General features: G+C 57.2%; 15 protein-coding genes and 1 pseudogene. 15 read left to right on the top strand and 1 reads right to left on the bottom strand.

Features of this window, described 5'->3' with window-relative positions:
- Positions 1 to 14 precede the first annotated feature (14 nt).
- Together WDN10_02485 and WDN10_02480 are read left to right on the top strand one after the other, a co-directional pair.
- Positions 15 to 1,334: a hypothetical protein gene (locus WDN10_02485; protein ID MEJ0053572.1), complete on the top strand. Its 1,320-nt coding sequence runs from the start codon at positions 15 to 17 to the stop codon at positions 1,332 to 1,334.
- Entirely contained in the window at positions 1,331 to 2,539 is a 1,209-nt protein-coding gene (locus tag WDN10_02480; protein ID MEJ0053571.1) for a Mur ligase family protein, read from the top strand. The genes WDN10_02485 and WDN10_02480 overlap by 4 nt, the downstream gene beginning before the upstream one ends.
- On the opposite strand, the gene WDN10_02475 is transcribed toward WDN10_02480, so the two are convergent.
- Entirely contained in the window at positions 2,536 to 3,456 is a 921-nt protein-coding gene (locus tag WDN10_02475) for an aminotransferase class IV (GenBank protein MEJ0053570.1), read from the bottom strand. The two genes, WDN10_02480 and WDN10_02475, sit on opposite strands and share 4 nt — an antisense overlap.
- Positions 3,457 to 3,524: 68 nt before the next feature.
- Between WDN10_02475 and WDN10_02470 the strand changes: the two genes are divergently transcribed.
- The 13 genes and pseudogenes from WDN10_02470 (at position 3,525) to WDN10_02410 (ending at position 17,906) form a co-directional block, all read left to right on the top strand.
- Positions 3,525 to 4,577, top strand: coding sequence for a serine hydrolase domain-containing protein (locus tag WDN10_02470; protein ID MEJ0053569.1), 1,053 nt, complete (start codon positions 3,525 to 3,527; stop codon positions 4,575 to 4,577).
- On the top strand, positions 4,574 to 5,857 hold the full coding sequence (locus WDN10_02465; GenBank protein ID MEJ0053568.1) for a Mur ligase domain-containing protein: 1,284 nt from the start codon (positions 4,574 to 4,576) through the stop codon (positions 5,855 to 5,857). The genes WDN10_02470 and WDN10_02465 overlap by 4 nt, the downstream gene beginning before the upstream one ends.
- 331 nt (positions 5,858 to 6,188) lie before the next feature.
- Positions 6,189 to 6,983, top strand: a complete 795-nt coding sequence (locus WDN10_02460; GenBank protein MEJ0053567.1) for an IS1595 family transposase — start codon at positions 6,189 to 6,191, stop codon at positions 6,981 to 6,983.
- A gap of 107 nt (positions 6,984 to 7,090) precedes the next feature.
- Positions 7,091 to 7,774 (top strand): 16S rRNA (cytidine(1402)-2'-O)-methyltransferase, encoded by a 684-nt coding sequence (gene rsmI / locus WDN10_02455; protein MEJ0053566.1) that lies wholly within the window; start codon positions 7,091 to 7,093, stop codon positions 7,772 to 7,774.
- Between the two features lie 12 nt (positions 7,775 to 7,786).
- A complete protein-coding gene (locus WDN10_02450; GenBank protein ID MEJ0053565.1) occupies positions 7,787 to 8,014 on the top strand; it encodes a hypothetical protein in 228 nt (75 codons plus the stop codon).
- Between the two features lie 70 nt (positions 8,015 to 8,084).
- Positions 8,085 to 10,049: a type IV secretion system DNA-binding domain-containing protein gene (locus WDN10_02445; protein MEJ0053564.1), complete on the top strand. Its 1,965-nt coding sequence runs from the start codon at positions 8,085 to 8,087 to the stop codon at positions 10,047 to 10,049.
- Between the two features lie 182 nt (positions 10,050 to 10,231).
- Positions 10,232 to 11,062: pseudogene (locus tag WDN10_02440) on the top strand (NAD-dependent epimerase/dehydratase family protein).
- A 611-nt stretch (positions 11,063 to 11,673) separates the two neighbouring features.
- Entirely contained in the window at positions 11,674 to 12,885 is a 1,212-nt protein-coding gene (locus tag WDN10_02435; GenBank protein MEJ0053563.1) for a glycosyltransferase family 4 protein, read from the top strand.
- Positions 12,886 to 12,894: 9 nt separating this feature from the next.
- Positions 12,895 to 13,992 carry a glycosyltransferase family 4 protein gene (locus WDN10_02430; GenBank protein MEJ0053562.1) on the top strand — a complete coding sequence of 366 codons (1,098 nt, stop codon included), beginning with the start codon at positions 12,895 to 12,897 and terminating at the stop codon, positions 13,990 to 13,992.
- Positions 13,989 to 15,125, top strand: a complete 1,137-nt coding sequence (locus WDN10_02425; GenBank protein ID MEJ0053561.1) for a glycosyltransferase — start codon at positions 13,989 to 13,991, stop codon at positions 15,123 to 15,125. Before WDN10_02430 ends, WDN10_02425 begins: the two co-directional genes overlap by 4 nt.
- Positions 15,122 to 16,156 carry a glycosyltransferase family 4 protein gene (locus tag WDN10_02420; protein MEJ0053560.1) on the top strand — a complete coding sequence of 345 codons (1,035 nt, stop codon included), beginning with the start codon at positions 15,122 to 15,124 and terminating at the stop codon, positions 16,154 to 16,156. The genes WDN10_02425 and WDN10_02420 overlap by 4 nt, the downstream gene beginning before the upstream one ends.
- Positions 16,153 to 16,785: a methyltransferase domain-containing protein gene (locus tag WDN10_02415; protein MEJ0053559.1), complete on the top strand. Its 633-nt coding sequence runs from the start codon at positions 16,153 to 16,155 to the stop codon at positions 16,783 to 16,785. The genes WDN10_02420 and WDN10_02415 overlap by 4 nt, the downstream gene beginning before the upstream one ends.
- 2 nt (positions 16,786 to 16,787) lie before the next feature.
- Positions 16,788 to 17,906, top strand: a complete 1,119-nt coding sequence (locus tag WDN10_02410) for a glycosyltransferase (GenBank protein MEJ0053558.1) — start codon at positions 16,788 to 16,790, stop codon at positions 17,904 to 17,906.
- The last annotated feature ends 25 nt before the right edge of the window (positions 17,907 to 17,931 follow it).

Raw genomic sequence — 17,931 nt, 5'->3', positions numbered from 1 at the left:
GGTAGAATAGGGGCATGGACGCGATGAAACCTTCGCCGCTCGCGCACAGATTCTATTTCGATGCGTTTGCGATAGATATCGAACGGGGGAAGGTTGCCTATACCTATACGACCGATGCCGGGCACCGCTTCGTCCACGAACTTGGGTATACATTCCCAGACGGCACAAACCCCGAAACATTAAGACCAGCTGCGTTTGCACTCGGTCTCGCGGAACTTGCGGGCTTTTGGAAAGCAATCCTTGCTCCGGAAATTGTTATAAAAGCGGGGCGGCTTTTGCCGGAACAAATCGCATTTTGGGAGAATTTATATACTCAGGGTCTTGGGGAATTCTTTTATGTCAACAAGATCGACTTTCGAGGGCTGGTACACGTGGTTGGAGACCCTCAGGCACCCGATATTTTGCCGGTTCAAAGTATCCCGAATGGCCCGCGCCGCGCGCTGGTGCCTTTCGGAGGAGGGAAGGACAGCTTGGTGACTGGCGAACTGCTAAAAAAGCAAGAGAAAGCATTTTCATGGTTCGAGCTCGAACCGCTCCCTTTTGGCCCGCGCCTGCGCGAAGTGTCCGGAGTCACCGATTGTGTGAGCGTCAGGCGCGATGTGGCGAAGAATTTCGCTCCCGTCATGGAGCTTGTGAAGCGGGGAGCGCCGAACGGACACGTGCCTATCACCGCCACATACATGATGAGCGCCGTGCTTGCCGCGCAGGCGAACGGCTTCACCGATATAATTCCCTCGCTTGAACGGAGCGCGAGCGAAGGTAATGTCGAGTATCTGGGTCAGAATATTAACCATCAGTATTCGAAAAGCTATGAGTTCGAGAAGATGGCGGCAGAGTATGTCCGGAAGTATGTGAATCCAGGCATCCGCCTCTTTTCCCTTATCCGGCCGCTCTACGAGCTGCAGGTGGTCCGCAGATTCATCGAATATCCGCAATATTTTCCGTATTTCGTTTCTTGCAATCGGGGCCTTAAGACCGGGTCGTGGTGTGGCGAATGCGCGAAATGCGCTTTCATGTTCGGAGCGTTATCCGCATTTCTTGCGCCAAACACCGTTTTCAATATCTTCAGGAAGAATCTCTTTGAGGATGCGGCTCTCATTCCGCTCTTTGAGGAATTGATCGGTATGCACGAGGGGAAGCCATTTGATTGTGTGGGTACGTTCAAGGAAAATCTTCTCGCGCTTTATCTTTCCGCGAAGCAGTATAGCGACGCAGGATTGCCGCTCCCGGCGGTGTTGGCAGCTCTGCCGATTATGGAAGGAGGTGCGTATTTGCCCATGCTTTCTGAGACGACCGGGGAGCACGGCATTCCCGCCGACTATCACCAGCCATGAGCGCACAGCCTATCATCGGGATTGCCGGTTTCGGTCTGGAAGGCCATGCCGCTTATGAATATTTCAAAGGAAAGGCCGAACTCCATATTTTCGACGAAGCGGCTATAGACCCTGGGGGATTGGATGCGACCGTGCATCTCGGGCTCTCGATACCGGACATTATCGAGATTGTCTACAAGACTCCCGGCATACCGACGAGAAAGCTCCGGCTTGCTTCTTCGAAAACGCGCGTCACCACGTTTACCGACTTGGTGCTTGAACGCGTGCGCGACCGGGCCATCGGGGTCACGGGTACGAAAGGAAAGAGTACCGTCTCTTCGCTGATTTACCACATACTCAAAGGAGCGGGCCGTACCGTCCGGCTCTCGGGCAATATTGGTATTGCCGACGCAGATATCCTGAGCGCGGATATTCCGGGTCAGCTTCATGTCCTTGAGCTGTCGAGTTATCAGTGCGAATACCTGACGCACTCCCCACACGTTGCCGTCCTTACGAATCTCTATCAGGAACATTTATCCCATCACGGTTCTTTTGAAAAGTACAAGGAGGCGAAGCTCAATATCGCGCGTTTCCAAGGTTCGGAAGATGTTTTCATAAACGGCAGTGATCTTGCTATTCAGTTTGCAGGAAAGGTAGTGCGGCCGGATATGAGCAAAAGCTTCGAGACAAAACTCCTCGGCGAGCATAATCAAAAGGATTGTGCGCTTGCGGTCGCGGCGGTGCAGGCGTTGGGTATCTCGGAAGCCGAAGCCCGCGAACATATCAAGACATTTATTCCGCTCCCGTACCGACTGGAGAGACTCGGAACGTATCGCGGCATCACATTTTACGACGACTCTCTCGCCACCATTCCGGAAGCCTCGATGGCTTCCGTACACGCTCTTTCCGGTGTCGATACCATCATCCTCGGCGGAGAAGATCGCGGCATTTCATTTGATGCTTTTGCTCAAGAATTGGGGAAGACCAAGATACAAACCTTTATCATATTTCCCGATACGGGTGCCAAGATGGTGGCCGAAGTGAGCGAGCGGAATATCATCCCCGTATCTTCTATGGAAGAAGCGGTGCGTGCCGCGTATACGCATACGCGCCCTGGCGGGATCGTTCTTCTTTCGAATGCCTCACCGAGCTTCAACCTCTTCAAGGACTATAAGGACAAGAGTGCGCAGTACAGGAAATGGATTTCAACTCTTGCAGAAAACTAGCTTAAAATCGTAAGCCATTTGTGGTAAGCCGGATCGCTCCCGTGAAGCGCGGCCGTGTGTTGTTGCCGTATCCGTGTCGTAATCGGGCCTATCGCACCCGAACCGATACGACGCTTGTCGATCTCGGCGATAGGAGCGATGAAGGAAGAGGTACCGCAGGCGAATGCCTCCTCCGCCACATAGAGTTCGGTAAGGTCGATCGTGCGTTCAACCGCGGGGATTTCCATGTTCTTCGCAAGCTCGAGTATGGTGCGCCGGTTTATTCCCTCAAGAATATCGCCTGAGGTCGGCGGTGTAACAAGCATGCCGTCGCGGACGATGAAGATGTTTGCCGCGGACAATTCGCAGACATGGCCTTCGGCGTCTAGGAAGATGCAGTCGTCGTACCCGCTGTCGAGCGCGTCCTGCTTTCCAAGCACCGAGTTCACATACGCCCCGTTTACCTTCGCGCGGGAAGGAATCGCATAGTCGGGGACGCGCCTCCAGACGCTCGTCTTGAGGCGCGTCCCGTCCTGCGGGATGATCGGGAGTGCTTCATAGACGAACATGCTCAAGGTCGTCGCCAGTCCTCTCGAGCGCGTGCCCGGCACGCGCTCACTCACATGTACACTCGCGCGCACGAATGCGTCTTGGCGGATGCTGTTTGCGGCCGTAGTCTCCTTCACGGCCACCAAGAACTTCTCATACGTCCATTCCTGTTCGAATGTGTCGATTCCAACTATGCGCGCCGACTCGATAAGGCGCTTGAAATGGTCGGACAGGCGAAACGCTGCGAGTCCGTCTTGCGTCACGCATACCGGGAATACCGTATAGACGCTGAGCCCGTAGAGTACAGCTGAGGTAGTGATGTTGAGCGCTGCGTCATCAATGGGCACCACCTTTGAACCGAAATACGCCTTGTCATAGATTCGGGCCATACGGGCCAGTGTAGCAGAGGCAGAGAAAAGGCACCCATGCATCGAAAATGCTAGAGTTGATAGCGTCTATGGAATCAGCACTCCGAAACAGGCTTATACGCGCTATCGAAGAAAGAGTCTTCCCGGGTGCCGTCGTCGGCATCGTAGGGCGCGACGGGAAGCGCGAGATTTTCGCGGAAGGCCGCTTCACCTACGAACCGGAAAGTCCCCGGGTCATGGCGGATACATCGTATGATGTCGCCTCCATCACCAAATCGATCCCGACGAGCTCCATCGCGCTCAAACTGATCGAAGAAGGGAAGCTTTCCCTCGACGACAAGCTTGTCACTCATCTGCCGACTTACAAAAATAACTACACACACGAGACGCTCATCCGGCACCTGCTCACATACGCGATTATCCCAGATTTTCCGACGCCCGGATTCGACGTCACGAAGGCGACTGCGCAAGAAATAGGAAAGAATCTTCCGCACGTGAATCTCAAGGCCCGGCCGGGCGAACAGGCGAAATATTCGAATCTTCCGGCGCTCCTCCTTAGCCTGGTCATAGAAAACATAACAGGTTCGACGGTCGATAAAGTCGGACACGGATACTTCTTCAAGCCGCTTGGCATGACGAACTCAACCTTTTTTCCTCGCGACCAGAAGAGCATTCCGCCGACGGAGATAGACGAATGGCGGGGGCTCGTGCAGGGATTCGTACACGACGAGACCAGCTTCGTTCTGGAGAAAGAGCATCCCATGGGTTGCGCCGGCCTCTTTACGAACGTACCGGACATCCTCATCTTCCTCGAGATGCTTCTGAACGAAGGCTCGCTGAGCGGCATCAAATACTTCGAGCCCGCGACGGTCGCGCAGATGCATACCAACCAGCTCAGCCTGCCTGGCGTATCGATGGGCCTTGGATGGGAACTCAACGAGCCGAGGTTCATGGGAAATCACGTGCGTCCGAGCACATTCGGGAAAACAGGGTTCACGGGAACGCTCTGCGTCGTCGATCCGGAACGGGAAACAGCGTTTGCCGTTCTCTCCAACAGGACGTATCCCAAGCGCTCGAGCCCGGATGCCATCAACGAGCTTCGCCGGGATATTTCTGATATCGTGCTTGGCACAGGCGCATGAACCCTCAAAAACTCCATTTCACCGGCATCGGCGGCATCGGGATGAGCGCGCTCGCGCAAATGCTCAAGGAGCAGGGAAATGAAATAACCGGATCGGACAGGGAGGCGGGTCCGGTGACGGAGCTATTGGAGAAGAAGGGGATCAGGGTCGTGATAGGTCAAAAGGCGGAGAACGTAGAGGCTCTCACGAACAGGCTCATCTATAGCGACGCGGTGCCTCCGGAAAATCCGGAACGAATGCGCGCCCGGGAGCTTGGCATACCCGAACTCTCGTACTTCGCCATGCTCGGGGAAGTGTCGCGGGGAAAGAAGACGATCGCGGTCGCCGGAACGCACGGGAAGACGACCACGACCGGCATGCTTGCGAAGATTCTCGCCGACGCCGGGGCTTCTCCGACCGCCATCGTCGGCTCTATCGTCAAGGATTTCGGCTCCAACTATCTTTCCGGTAATTCGGATCTTTTCGTCGTCGAGGCGTGCGAATATAAGGATCACCTGCTCGAGCTCTCCCCCTCGGTGCTCGTGGTCACCAACCTCGAATGGGACCATACCGATCATTTCCCGTCGCTTGCAGCTCTTCAGGAAACGTTTCGTACGGCGATACGGAACGTGCCCGAGGACGGCTGTATCGTCACGAACCCCCACGACGCGAATATCGCGGCGGTGCTCGCCGACGCCGTGGCGCCCGTTATCGACTATACGCTCGAGCCTGCCTATGAGCTGCGGCTTCCGGGAGGCTTCAATCAAATGAATGCCCGCGCTGCCGCCGGGGCCGCCCGCGCCGTTCTTCCGTCTATCGCTGAAAGTTCCATCGCCACTTCGCTCTCTCATTTCCACGGCACCTGGCGGCGTTTCGAATACAAAGGAAAAACCAAGAGCGGGGCCGACGTATACGATGACTACGCGCATCACCCGACCGAAGTGCGCGAGACCTTGAAGGCGCTTCGGGAAAAGACGAACGGCAGGGTCGTTGTCGCCTTCCACCCGCATCTTTACAGCCGCACCCGCGACCTCCTCGACGATTTCGCAACCGCCTTCAAGGACGCGGACAAGGTCCTTATAGCTCCCATCTATGCGGCGCGTGAGACGGACGACGGCACCATTTCAAGTGACATACTCGCCGAACGTATCCGTGCGGAAGGCACCGACGCCGCAGCGCTTCCTTCGTTTGACGCTATCGAGAAGGTGCTCGAAACGTATGGCTCCGGCGACTCCCTTATGACCATGGGCGCAGGAGATATTTATAAAATTGCGGACATGCTCGCCGCACCTAAGACCTAGACCGTTACCGATTTTGATTCATCTTGAAAAGCAGGTTGGCGCAGGTTCCTTACGGAGCCTGCGCCAATGAGACGCCCGTTTTTCGGTCTACGGGCGGAAGTACGGGATCGCTGTCGCGCGTGCCTCGAAAAACAGGCCCGCGAAATACAGCCCGAACGTCGCCAAAGCGACAACGAAGGGTAAGGTGGTCATATCCATGTAACTCTCCTCTTAGCGTGATGATTGATGTACAGGGTACGGCATCAATTATACACCTTAGTATATTGTATTGTCAAGTCCCCGGATCAGGGCATTCAGACTCAGTTGGCACAGCTCCCATACCATGGAAGCTATGTACACTCTCAAACAGATACCGAGCGAAGCGCAGATTCGGAAGTTCTTGCGCCGTACGCTCTTCGGCAAGAACGTGTTCTGTCCTTCGTGCCGGTCACGAAGGATCGAAAAGCAACAGGAGCGGTATCGGTGCCGCACGTGCCGCATCCGCTTCTCCCTCACCTCGCACACCTGGCTCTCGAATCTGAAGCTCCCCCTCGAGCAGTGGTGGGTGCTGCTCTGGTGCTGGACCATACAAGAGCCGGTACGCCAAGCCGTCACGCTCTCTGGCCTTCCGGAACGCACGGTCAGGCGTTGGTATGCCACCTTCAGGCTCCATTTGCCCCAGGAAACCCATGTGCTCGAACGTATCGTCCAAATGGACGAAGCGTACTTCAAAAACGCCGCGCTCGTCATGGCCAAGCAGAAAGGTACGAGAAAGCTCGCCTTCGAGGTATTCCACGGCAGGTACCCAACCAAGACTGATGCCGTCTCATTCCTGTTCGAGCATGTGGCGCCGGGAAGCGAGCTCTGGACCGATGGCGGGTCGATATACAAGAACATCAGCCAACGCTGGCCGGTGTCGCACCAGCGAGATATTCACTCCAAATTCGAGTTCGAGCACACCTCTGAGATCGAGGGAATGTTCGGGGTATACCGCACCTTCGTGCGCAGGATGTATCATCATCACTGGAGCGAGAACTTGGAGGAATACGTGAGGGAATTCTGCTTCAGATTTTCCTCGCCGGAAATCTTCAATTCGCCCCGTATTTACTTAACGAAATCACTCACGCTTGTGCCAACTTGTTCTTAATACCCCCGGATCACGACTCGTGGACCCGGCAATTTATCCACGAATAATCCCGGGAACAGCGTCCTGCGCTGTTCGGACGAAGCGCATGGTGGTAAGGTACGGACACGATGCTCGGGACTCTTTCCGTTGTGGCAACGCCCATAGGCAACCTGGGTGACATCACGCTGCGGGCGCTCGAGACGCTCAGGCAGGCCGACGCGATAGCGTGCGAGGACACGCGCGTGACGGCGAAGCTCTTGGCGCGCTATGAAATCTCGAAGCCGCTTCTTATTTTCCATGCGCGAAGCGGCCCCAAGGCTGCCTCGAAGATCTTCGCGCTTCTTGGGGAAGGAAAGCGCGTCGCGCTCGTGACCGATGCGGGGACGCCGGGCATCTCGGACCCCGGAAACGAGCTGGTAAGAGAAACGCGCGAGCGGCTCGGGGAATCGGTAAAGATCGAGGCCATCCCTGGCGCCTCGGCCCTTACTGCCGCACTCTCGATCGCGGGACTCCCGGCTGCGGAGTTCACGTTCCTCGGATTCCTTCCGCATAAAAAAGGGCGGCAGACGCTCTTTAAGGAAATCGGAACAAGCCGGCGCGCTGTCGTTTTTTATGAATCCCCGCACCGTATCGAGAAAGCGCTCGATTCTCTTGTCGAGGTCCTCGACGCCAATCGGAAGGTCGCCGTTTGCCGCGAGCTCACGAAACTCTACGAGTCGCTCGTCGTCGGCACCGCTACCCAGTGCCGGGCGCATTTCGCGGCGTTTCCGGGCGAGATCCGGGGAGAATTTGTCGTCATCGTGAGTCCTTGATAGAATCTGGCCATGTCCCGCGTAAGTACCCTTATACTTCTTGGCGTCCTCGTTTTCCTTTCGCCTTTTTCGGGCCTTCCGGTTTCGTGGCTCTCATGGTTTCTACCGATCCTTGGCATCGCCATAGTGGTCGCGGGCCTCTCGCTGCGTCAATCAAGGGTACGCGCGGAGATACGCGCTTCCGCCGCCGCTCCCGCTCCGGCGCCAGGCGGCTCTGAAGAAATCAGTAGCGTAGGGTAGAAAAAACGAAAATAAGCAACGACCGCGTCTTTAGGCGCGGCCGTTGCGTTGGAAAGTGTATAATAGGCGCATGGATAATCCGGAACGCGTTACCTATTTCGCGGCGACCGACTCGAGAGGGAAGAAAGTGCCATTTGGCATCAAGCAGAAGGACCGCGACCGCCATATGTACGTGATCGGGAAGACGGGTATGGGCAAGTCGACCTTGCTTGAGAACATGGCGATCCAGGACCTTCGGAACGGCGAAGGTCTCACCTTTATCGACCCGCACGGCGAGACTGCCAACAAGCTCCTGGAGTACGTCCCGCAGGAGCGCATCAAGGACGTGGTCTACTTCGCGCCGTTTGACATGGACAATCCGATCGCTTTCAACGTGATGGAAGACGTCGGGTACGACAAGCGACACCTCGTGGTCTCGGGTCTCATGGCGACCTTCAAGAAGATTTGGGAGGACGCCTGGAGCGCCCGCATGGAGTACATCCTCACGAACACGCTCCTCGCGCTCCTTGAATACCCGGACGCGACGCTTCTCGGGGTGAACCGCATGTACACCGACAGGGCTTATCGCACCAAAGTCGTCGATAACGTGAAAGATCCGGTCGTGAAGGATTTCTGGGTCAAGGAATTCGCAAACTACGGTGACAAGTACACGCAAGAGGCGACGCCCGCGATCCAGAACAAGATCGGCCAGTTTACCGGGAACCCGCTCATTCGAAACATTATCGGGCAGCCGAAGTCCTCGTTCGACATCAGGGAGATGATGGACAACCGGAAGATACTCATCATCAACCTCTCGAAGGGGCTTGTCGGCGAGACCAACATGCGGCTCCTGGGCTCCATGCTAACGACGCGCATCTTTCTCGGCGCCATGAGCCGCGCGAATCTCCACGGCGCCGACCTCGCCCGGCTCCCGCACTTCTATTTCTATGTCGACGAATTCCAGAACTTCGCGAACGAGACGTTTGCCGAGATTCTTTCCGAAGCCCGAAAATACAAACTTAACCTCGTCATCGCGCACCAGTACATCGAACAGATGGAAGAAGAGGTCCGGGACGCCGTATTCGGGAACGTGGGCACGACGGTCGCGTTCCGCGTCGGTCCCTTCGACGCCGAGACACTCGAAACGGTCTTTTCGCCCGCCTTCCTCAAGGAGGACATCGTCGGTCTCGACAAGCGGCAGATATACCTGACCCTCATGATCGACGGCGTCGGCTCGCCGCCGTTTTCGGCCGTAACCATACCGCCGATCGAAGCGCCGCCCGTTTCGTACCGGAACGAGGTTATCGCCTCCTCCCGCGCGCAGTTCACCTCGCCGCGCGAAGGAATCGAAAGCGCCATAGTCGCCGAGCTTGAGGCGAGCGTCGCCTCCGAAGCGCCGGTCGACGCACGCATGCGCAAGGCCTCGTACGGCCCGCCAGGGGCCCCGAGAAAAGCCCCAAGCAATGTCGCCATGCAAAAGGCGCTTGCGAACCAGGGAAGCGAAGTGCCGGGGCCCGGGGCCCGCCCGGTGCCTGCCGCGCCACGGCGCGAGGCAAGCGAGCGCCCGGTTCCGGCCCGCATGCCTTCTCCCGCAAGGACCCTGATGCGCGCTCCTGTCCTTTCTCCGGAGCGTACGCTCCCTCCACGACCAAAGGAAGAGGCGCTTCCGCCGCGCCCGCACCGGGAAGAGCTTCCCATGGGCGAGCCCGCTTCCGTAGAGCAAAACCGGCCCATAAACGCGCCGATCCGGGAACGCGTTCCGCCCGTACCGAAAGCAAAGACCACCGAGGAGCTTAAATCAATACTCAAGAATATGACCGCATCGGCCGGGAAGGAGAAACAGCAGAAAGAGACCGAGAAGCAAAGTTCGCTCAAGGACGCGCTCGCGAGCGTTATCGCGAAGCAGCCAGCCGTAGCGCCTTCCGCGGCGACAGATGTTGTGCCCCAAGCTCCGGCACCGCGGCAAGAACCGCAAACGCAGCAAAAAACGCCAGGAGTGCAGCCTTTCGAAGTTCCTGAAGAGACGCTGAAGAAAATACTCAAGGGCGAGGCATAGTGTTTGAAACTTTTTCCCCGAACGGAGAGTACTAAGGAACGTCGGACAAAGATTGTTGGATCGTAACCAAAGTCCGCTATGCCAAGGAAAGAGTAATCGCCCCCGCCAGAAGCAGCCGAGGTTGCTTCTGGCGGGGGCGGCTTTCGCCTTGTATTCCTTCACGAAACCCTTATCCTCAAGGCATGCAAAAGACTATCCTCGTGACCGGCGGTGCGGGCTTTATCGGCTCACACCTGTGCGAACGGCTCATAAAGGACGGGCACAAGGTCATTTCTCTCGACAATTATTTTACGGGTTCCCGCGAGAATCATGTTCCAGGCGTCGACTATAGGGAGGGACATACGAAGGATATAGAAAAGCTCATTCCCGAGACTCCGGACATTGTCTATCATCTTGGGGAATACTCCCGTGTCGAGAAAAGCTTTGAAGATATTGAGCAAGTTTGGGACTTGAATCAGTTCGGCACGTTTGCCGTACTCGAATTTGTACGCCGCCGCCGCGCAAAACTGGTCTATGCTGGCAGTTCCACCAAGTTCGGTGATAGTGGTCTCGGACGTGACCAAAGTCCTTACGCCTGGTCAAAGGCGAGTATGACGGAGCTGATCGTCAACTACGGAACTTGGTTTGAGCTTTCCTACGCGATCGCCTATTTCTATAACGTATACGGTCCCGGCGAGCGCGGGGATGCGTACGGCACCGTCGTTGAAATATTCCGCCAGCAGGCCATACGCGGTTTGCCGCTCACGGTCGTCGCTCCCGGAACGCAGGAACGTATTTTCACGCATGTCGAAGATATTGTCGACGGCCTCATACTTGTCGGCGAGAAAGGAAATGGCGACGGATACGGGATCGGGAGCGACGACCGCATATCCATCCTCGACCTCGCGAAGCTCTATAGCAGTACGCTCATCATGCTTCCGGAACGCGCTGGCAACCGCGCGCAGGCGGACATTGATACAGGCAAGACGCGCTCGCTCGGGTGGAGTCCTTCTCGTGCACTTAAGGAATACGTACGAAAGGAAACGGTGCGGACGAATGCTGCCGCGGAACCTGAAAAACGCGTGCTCGTCTTTACGACGACGTTTCATCCGGTCTCGGGACCCGCTGAAGACGCGCTTTGCGAGCTCATGCGTCAGATGCCAGAGCTGCATTTCGATATCGTTACAACGCATTACGTTTCGCATGCGCGCCATGCGGTTTGTCCGGTGCCGAACGCGACTATCCATCGTATCGGTTTTGGAAACTCCTTCGATAAATACCTTCTTCCGTTTCTGGGTGCGCGTACGGGGAAAAGGCTCGTGCGAGAACATCGGTACCTGTTTTCATGGTCACTCATGGCAAGTTACGGCGCGCTTGCGGCCCTCTCAGTTCGTAAGGAGTCGCCAGTACCGCTTCTCATCACGCTCGCCGATCAGGATATATCTTGGTATGTCCGCCTTTTCCTGCGTATGTTCATTGGCGCCGCCGATCAGGTTTATGCTTCAAATGCGGAGCAGGGCAGGCGTCTCGCTTCGCTTGCCTCGCGCATGCGGGCACAAAGGTTACTTGGCTCGGGCGACTCGTTCGCGAATGCAATGCGCTTCGCATACTCGCAAATACTCCAAAGGGCTGCGCACACATCGCTATGAGGAAAATCCTCATATTTTCTCTTAATTACTATCCTCGATTCATAGGTGGGGCGGAAGTCGCTATCAAGGAAATAACGGATCGTATCGATCCCGAACAACTCGAGTTTCATGTGCTGACACTGCGTGTCGACTCTGGCTTGCCGAGAACAGAACGTATAAGGAACGTCGTCGTGCACCGTATCGGTGCTGCGCGTCTGAATCCATCGATGAACGACTTGAAACGGTATCCACTCCACTATCTCAAACATTGGTATCAGTTTGGAGCTTTCTTCGCAGCGCTCAAGCTTCATCGAGCGCACCACTTTGACGGCGTCTGGGCGATGATGGCACATGCGACCGGTATTCCCGCCGGACTCTTCAAGACATTTCATCCCGAAGTGAAATATCTCCTGACGCTTCAGGAAGGGGACCCGCCAGAGCACATCGAGAAGATCGCGAGGCCCGTATGGCCGCTTTTTAGGTGGGGCTTCACGAAGGCGGACGTGCTCCAACCCATCTCAAACTTCCTGCTGACATGGGGCAGGCGTATGGGCTTTAAAGGCCCCGCGGAGGTTATTCCAAACGCGGTGAATGCCGCACATTTTTCGCATCTATATCCAGCTGGCGAATTACAGGCAATGCGTGAGAAGCTTGGCAAGAAACCGGGCGACATATTTCTGGTCACGACCTCAAGGCTGGTGCACAAGAACGCCCTAGACGACGTCATACGCGCACTCGCGCTTCTCCCGGAGAACCTGCATTTTATAATCTACGGAATCGGTCCTGACGAAGAAGTCCTCAAGAAACTCGCAGAAACTACCGGCGTCGGGGAACGTACGCATTTCCTCGGACAGATTGGCCATGCGGAAATGCCGCTCGCGCTCAAGGCGTGCGATATTTTCATCAGGCCGTCGCGTTCGGAAGGCATGGGCAACTCGTTCGTCGAAGCGATGGCGGCGGAGCTTCCGGTAATAGCGACGCAGGAAGGCGGCATCGGGGACTTCCTGTTCGACGAAAAGCGCAATCCCGATAAGCCGACGACCGGGTGGGCGGTCGATAAGAACAACCCGGAGCAGATTGCGCTTGCGGTGAAAGATATACTCTCGCGGCCAGACAAGGTAAAAGAAGTCCTCTCGACGGCAAAAGCCCTCGCCTTTGAGAAGTACGATTGGGACCTCATCGCGCAGAACATGAAAGCGCTCTTCGACGGGATGCTTGAAAGCCGCTAGAATGGCCCCATGCGGCTCGTCATAGCGACTCCTTTATACCCGCCCGAGTCCGGGGGGCCAGCTACCTACGCCAAACTCCTTGTCGAGGGCTTTCCTGGACAGGGAATCGAGGTCGAGGTGGTGAAGTTCTCGGATGTACGGCATCTGCCGAAGCTTATCCGGCATTTCGCCTACTATCGCCGCGTTCTTAAGGCAGCGCGGGAAGCGGACGCGATACTCGCGCTTGACCCGGTCTCGGTCGGCTTTCCGGCGATGAAGGCCGCGAAACGGGCGGGGAAGCCGTTTGTCGTAAAGATCGTCGGCGACTATGCCTGGGAGCAGGGGAGGCAGCGGTTTGGAATCGTGGCCGATTTGGATACGTTCGTCCGGACGAAGACGGTTCCATTCCCAGTTGGCGCACTTAGATGGATCCAAACCAGGGTCGCGAAAAACGCGGTCCGCGTGATCGTCCCGAGCACATACCTCAAGGACGTTACAGCGATTTGGGGCATCCCCGCAGAGAAAATCGAAGTTATCTATAACGCCATGCAGTCAGAAAAACCGGGCAGGGTGCACGAATCGGTGGCCGCGCTTTCGCGGCCTCTTGTCGTATCCGTCGGCCGCCTGGTACCGTGGAAGGGGATGCTAGGCACGATAGACGCGGTCGCAGCGGTATCGGAGTCGGTTCCGAGCGTATCGCTCGCGATCGTCGGCGACGGGCCCGAACACGCGAACATCGGGACGCACGCGAAGAAACTCGGGAGTCGGGCAGTGCTTACAGGACGGCTCTCGCACGCCGATACGCTTACGGTCATGGAAAGCGCGGACGCGTTCGTGCTCAATACCTCATACGAAGGCCTCTCGCATCTGCTTATCGAAGCGCTCGCGCTCGGCGTTCCGGTCGTCACGACCGATGTCGGCGGAAACGGCGAACTCATACGCAACGGAGAGAACGGGCTTCTCGCGCCGCCGGGCGATGCGGATGCGCTTGTCGAAGCCCTCAGGCGCATTCTTTCCGACAAGGAGCTTGCTGCGCGCCTTTCGCGGGAAGCGCGCGAATCCGCGAAACGCTTTTCCGTCGAGGCTCTGATTCCTAGAACCGCCACATTTCTAAAATCCCTCGTATGAACGTCCTTTTCGTCTCGAACGATCCATCGATTTTCAATCCCGGAAGCGCTTCGAGGGCGCGCATGCGCGCGTATGCAGCCGCGATCAAGGGCGGCGAGCTGCACATCATTTCCCGGGCCGCCCGGGGCGCGCGCGAAGAGCAGGAAGGTACGCTCTTCCTGCATCCGGTCCGGACGCCCCGACTTCTTATACTCGCGTTTCTTCCGCCCAAAGTCCGGGCGCTTATCACTGCCTATAACATCGATGTCGTTGCCGCGCAGGATCCGTTCGAGTACGGCCTTATCGCGCTCTGGGCGGTGAAAGGCACGAACGCGAAACTTTATATACAGATACATACCGACTTCCTTTCCCCCTGGTTTACGAGAAACGGTAACCTCCACTCGCTCAAAGTTCGCATGCCGTTTTTGAACCGTTTCCGCCTCCGCTTTGCCGACCAGGTACTTCCCAAAGCCGACGGCATCCGTGCGGTCTCAAAGCGCATCAAGGACTCGCTTACGCTCCGCTACGGCACGCGCATCAAGGAGCCTACCGTTATTCCGATCGCGACGCCGCTTGAGATATCCGCCCCGGTACCACTTCCGCCGCACGACTTTAAGTTCACATTCGTGGCGATCGGGCGTCTTGAGCCCGAAAAGCGCATAGAAGACATAATAGACGCGCTTGCGCGCGTGCACGGGCAGTATCCGCAAGCGGGCGTCATGCTTGTCGGCAGGGGACGCGAGCGCCGCAAGCTCGAGCGGTACGTGCATAAATGGGGCCTTGAAAAGCACGTGCTCTTCCTTGGCGAACGCGCCGACGCCCGGGGTCTTCTGCAAAGCGCGCAAGCGTTTATACAAGCGAGCGCGTATGAAGGTTACGGCCTTACGCTCATCGAAGCCGCGCTCGCCCGGGTGCCGATCATCACGACCGATGTCGGCATCGTCGGGGAAGTGTTCCGGGGATATCGCGACGTACTTTCGGTGCCGGTCGCCGATCCCGCAGCGCTTTCGATAGCCATGGTCGGCATGATAGAGGACGCGCAAGCCAGGCAACTCATGGTGCGGAGCGCCGAAGTCGCCGCCAGGGAACATCTTGCCGCGTACACGGACCAGCCGACACTCATAGCAAACGACCTCGCCCGCACGCTCTCATGAAACTCCTTATCGCCACGCAAACGGTCGACCGCGAGGATCCGGTGCTCGGCTTCTTCCATCATTGGCTTGAAGAACTCGCGGGAAGATGCGAAAGCATCGAGGTGATCTGTCTGCGTGAAGGAGCGCACGCGCTTCCGGACAACGTGCGGGTATGTTCTCTCGGAAAAGAACAGGGCGCGCGAAGCCGCCTTGCGTATGCATACCGCTTCAAAATGCTCATATGGAAGCTGCGCGGCCGCTACGATACGGTCTTCGTGCACATGAATCCCGAATATATGATTCTCGGCGGACTGTTCTGGCGGGTATTCAGGAAACACGCGGCTCTCTGGTACAACCATCCGCAGCGCGACGCGCGCTTCAAGCTCGCCGCGTTTCTTGCGCGGAAGGTGTTCTATACGTCGCCCTACGCCGCGCCCGCGCTTCTGGGAAAGGCCCGGCGGATGCCGGTTGGCATCGACACGGAGCTTTTCGCGCCGCGTCCGGTCTCGAAGAACCGCTATGCGCTCTATATGCAGGGCCGCATCATGCCGAGCAAGCGCGCGCATATCGCGCTTGAAGCGCTCAGAATTCTCCGTTCAAGCGGCACGGCGGCCGTTCTCACGTTCGTTGGTCCGGAACTCGATCCCGCATATGGCGAGAAGCTTCGCGCCGACTTTGCCGACCTCGTCGAAGCGAACGCTCTCGCGTTTCTCGGACCGCGCCGGAACGAGGAGACGCCGAACCTCTATAGCGCGCACGGGGTTGCCTTGAATCTCGCTGCGAACGGGTACTTCGACAAAACAGCGTTCGAATCCATGGCGTGCGAGACGCCGGTCGTGGTTACGAGCGCGGCGTTCGAAGGCATCGTGCCCGCCGAGTGGATCGTGTCCGAGAACGATCCCAAGGCGCTCGCGGAAGCCATTCTGAAGCTTTTTAAGCTCTCGGGCGAGGAATACCGCGCGCTCGGCAGCCTCGAGCGGGCCGTCGTCGTGCGGGAGCACGGCCTCGCAACGCTTATGGACCGTCTCGTGGTAGAACTGAACCGAACATGATATTCACGCTCAAAAAGCTTTATGCCGGACAGAGTTTGCTGCGCATCCGCATGAACCAGGGTTTTGAAGGCCGGCCCCTTACGGGCGCGGTTGTGGATGTCGGCGGCGGGCACAAGCCCGATTACTTCGAATATTTTGATATATCCGGCGTAACGGGCGTTACCCCGGTCGACGGTTCCATGTCCGGCATCGACTTCGAACGGGACGCCTTGCCGTTTCCCGACGCGAGCGTCGATACGGTGCTCTGCGCGAACGTGCTCGAGCATGTTTATAACTATCGGTTCCTCATACAAGAGATGCGCCGGATCCTCAAGCCCGGCGGCACGCTTATAGGCTTCGTCCCGTTTCTCATCCAGTACCATCCCGACCCGCACGATTATTTCCGTTATACCAAGGAAGCGCTCGCGCGGATGTTTGGCGAGGCGGAATTCGCCTCGCTCGAGATACGATCGATCGGCGGCGGCCCGTTCACGTCGAATTTCAACGCACTCGTGCTTTCGGTGCCGTGTTTCCTCCGGCCGCCCCTGTACCTCCCGTATGCGCTTCTGGATGCTCTATTCCTCCGGCTTCGCCCCGGGATACGCGAACGCTATCCGCTCGGGTTCATTTTCAAGATGCGCGCGCCCTAGCCATGCCGGAGAAGCGGATCAAGGCGCTCATCGTCATAAACGACTTCCTGATCGGCGGAGCGCAGAAGCTCATCGCCGATCTTCTCGCGCGCATCGATCGAAGCCGCTTCGAACCCGTTCTCCTCACGCTGTTCACCTTCGGCGAGGACGAGCGCGAATATCTCTATGACGCGCTTCCCGAAGGAACCGAACTCCACAAACTTCATTTTACGGGCATCCGCGACTGGAGGGCGTGGCGGGAACTGTATCGGCTGCTGCGCGCTATAAATCCGGATGTGGTTCTCGCGAACCTCTTTTTTAGCAATACGATCATGCGGCTCCTGAAGCCGTTCTTCGGATACCGCGTGTTCGTCGTCGAGCACAACACATACGTCGGAAAGACGGCGAAAGAACGCTTCCTCGACCGCCTGCTCTCGCATCTCACGAAGCGTATCGTCGCCGTCTCGGAAACCGTAGCCGATTTTACGTCATGGCAGGAAGGCATATCTCGGGAGAAGTTTGCCGTCATTCATAATGGTATCGATATCGAAAAGCTGCGGGCCGAAATGAACCGATATGATACGGGAGAGACCAGAAGAGAAACAGGGTTCGCTCCGGAAGACAGGATCATACTGAACGTCTCGCGCGTCATCCCGCAGAAGAATCACAAACTCCTCCTTGACGGTTTCAAGCTTTTCGTCCGTTCGAATCCCGAATACCGCCTGCTCATCGTCGGCGGCGGAAGCCACGAGAAGAAGATACGCGCATACGCGGAGAGTATCGGCCTTCACGACATCGTGCGGTTTACGGGCTATCGCAAGGACGTGCCGCGCTTCTTCGCCGTCGCGGATTTCTTCGTCTCCACTTCGCTTATCGAGGGCTTCGGCATCGCGCACGCCGAAGCCCTCGCCTGCGGCCTCCCCGTCCTTACGACCAAGACTGCGGGTCCCGACGAGATGATCGAGGAGGGAGTGAACGGCTTGTTCATCAAGGGCTACGCGCCGGAGGCCGCCGCGGGGGGTCTTTCGGATATGATCGTATGCGACCGTTCCGCGATGAAGGCTGCCGCTATCCGTTCTGCCGAGGCCTATTCCATCGAGCGGGCCGTTACGGCATACGAAAAGCTGTTTTCGGATCGGTAGTACAAAAAGCAAATAAGGCCAAAAC

This window comes from bacterium, from assembly GCA_037200965.1.
Taxonomy (GTDB): Bacteria; Patescibacteriota; Minisyncoccia; order Phycocordibacterales; family Phycocordibacteraceae; genus C7867-001.
The sequence above is the reverse complement of the archived record's forward strand: the minus strand, read 5'-3'. Positions and strand labels throughout refer to the sequence as shown.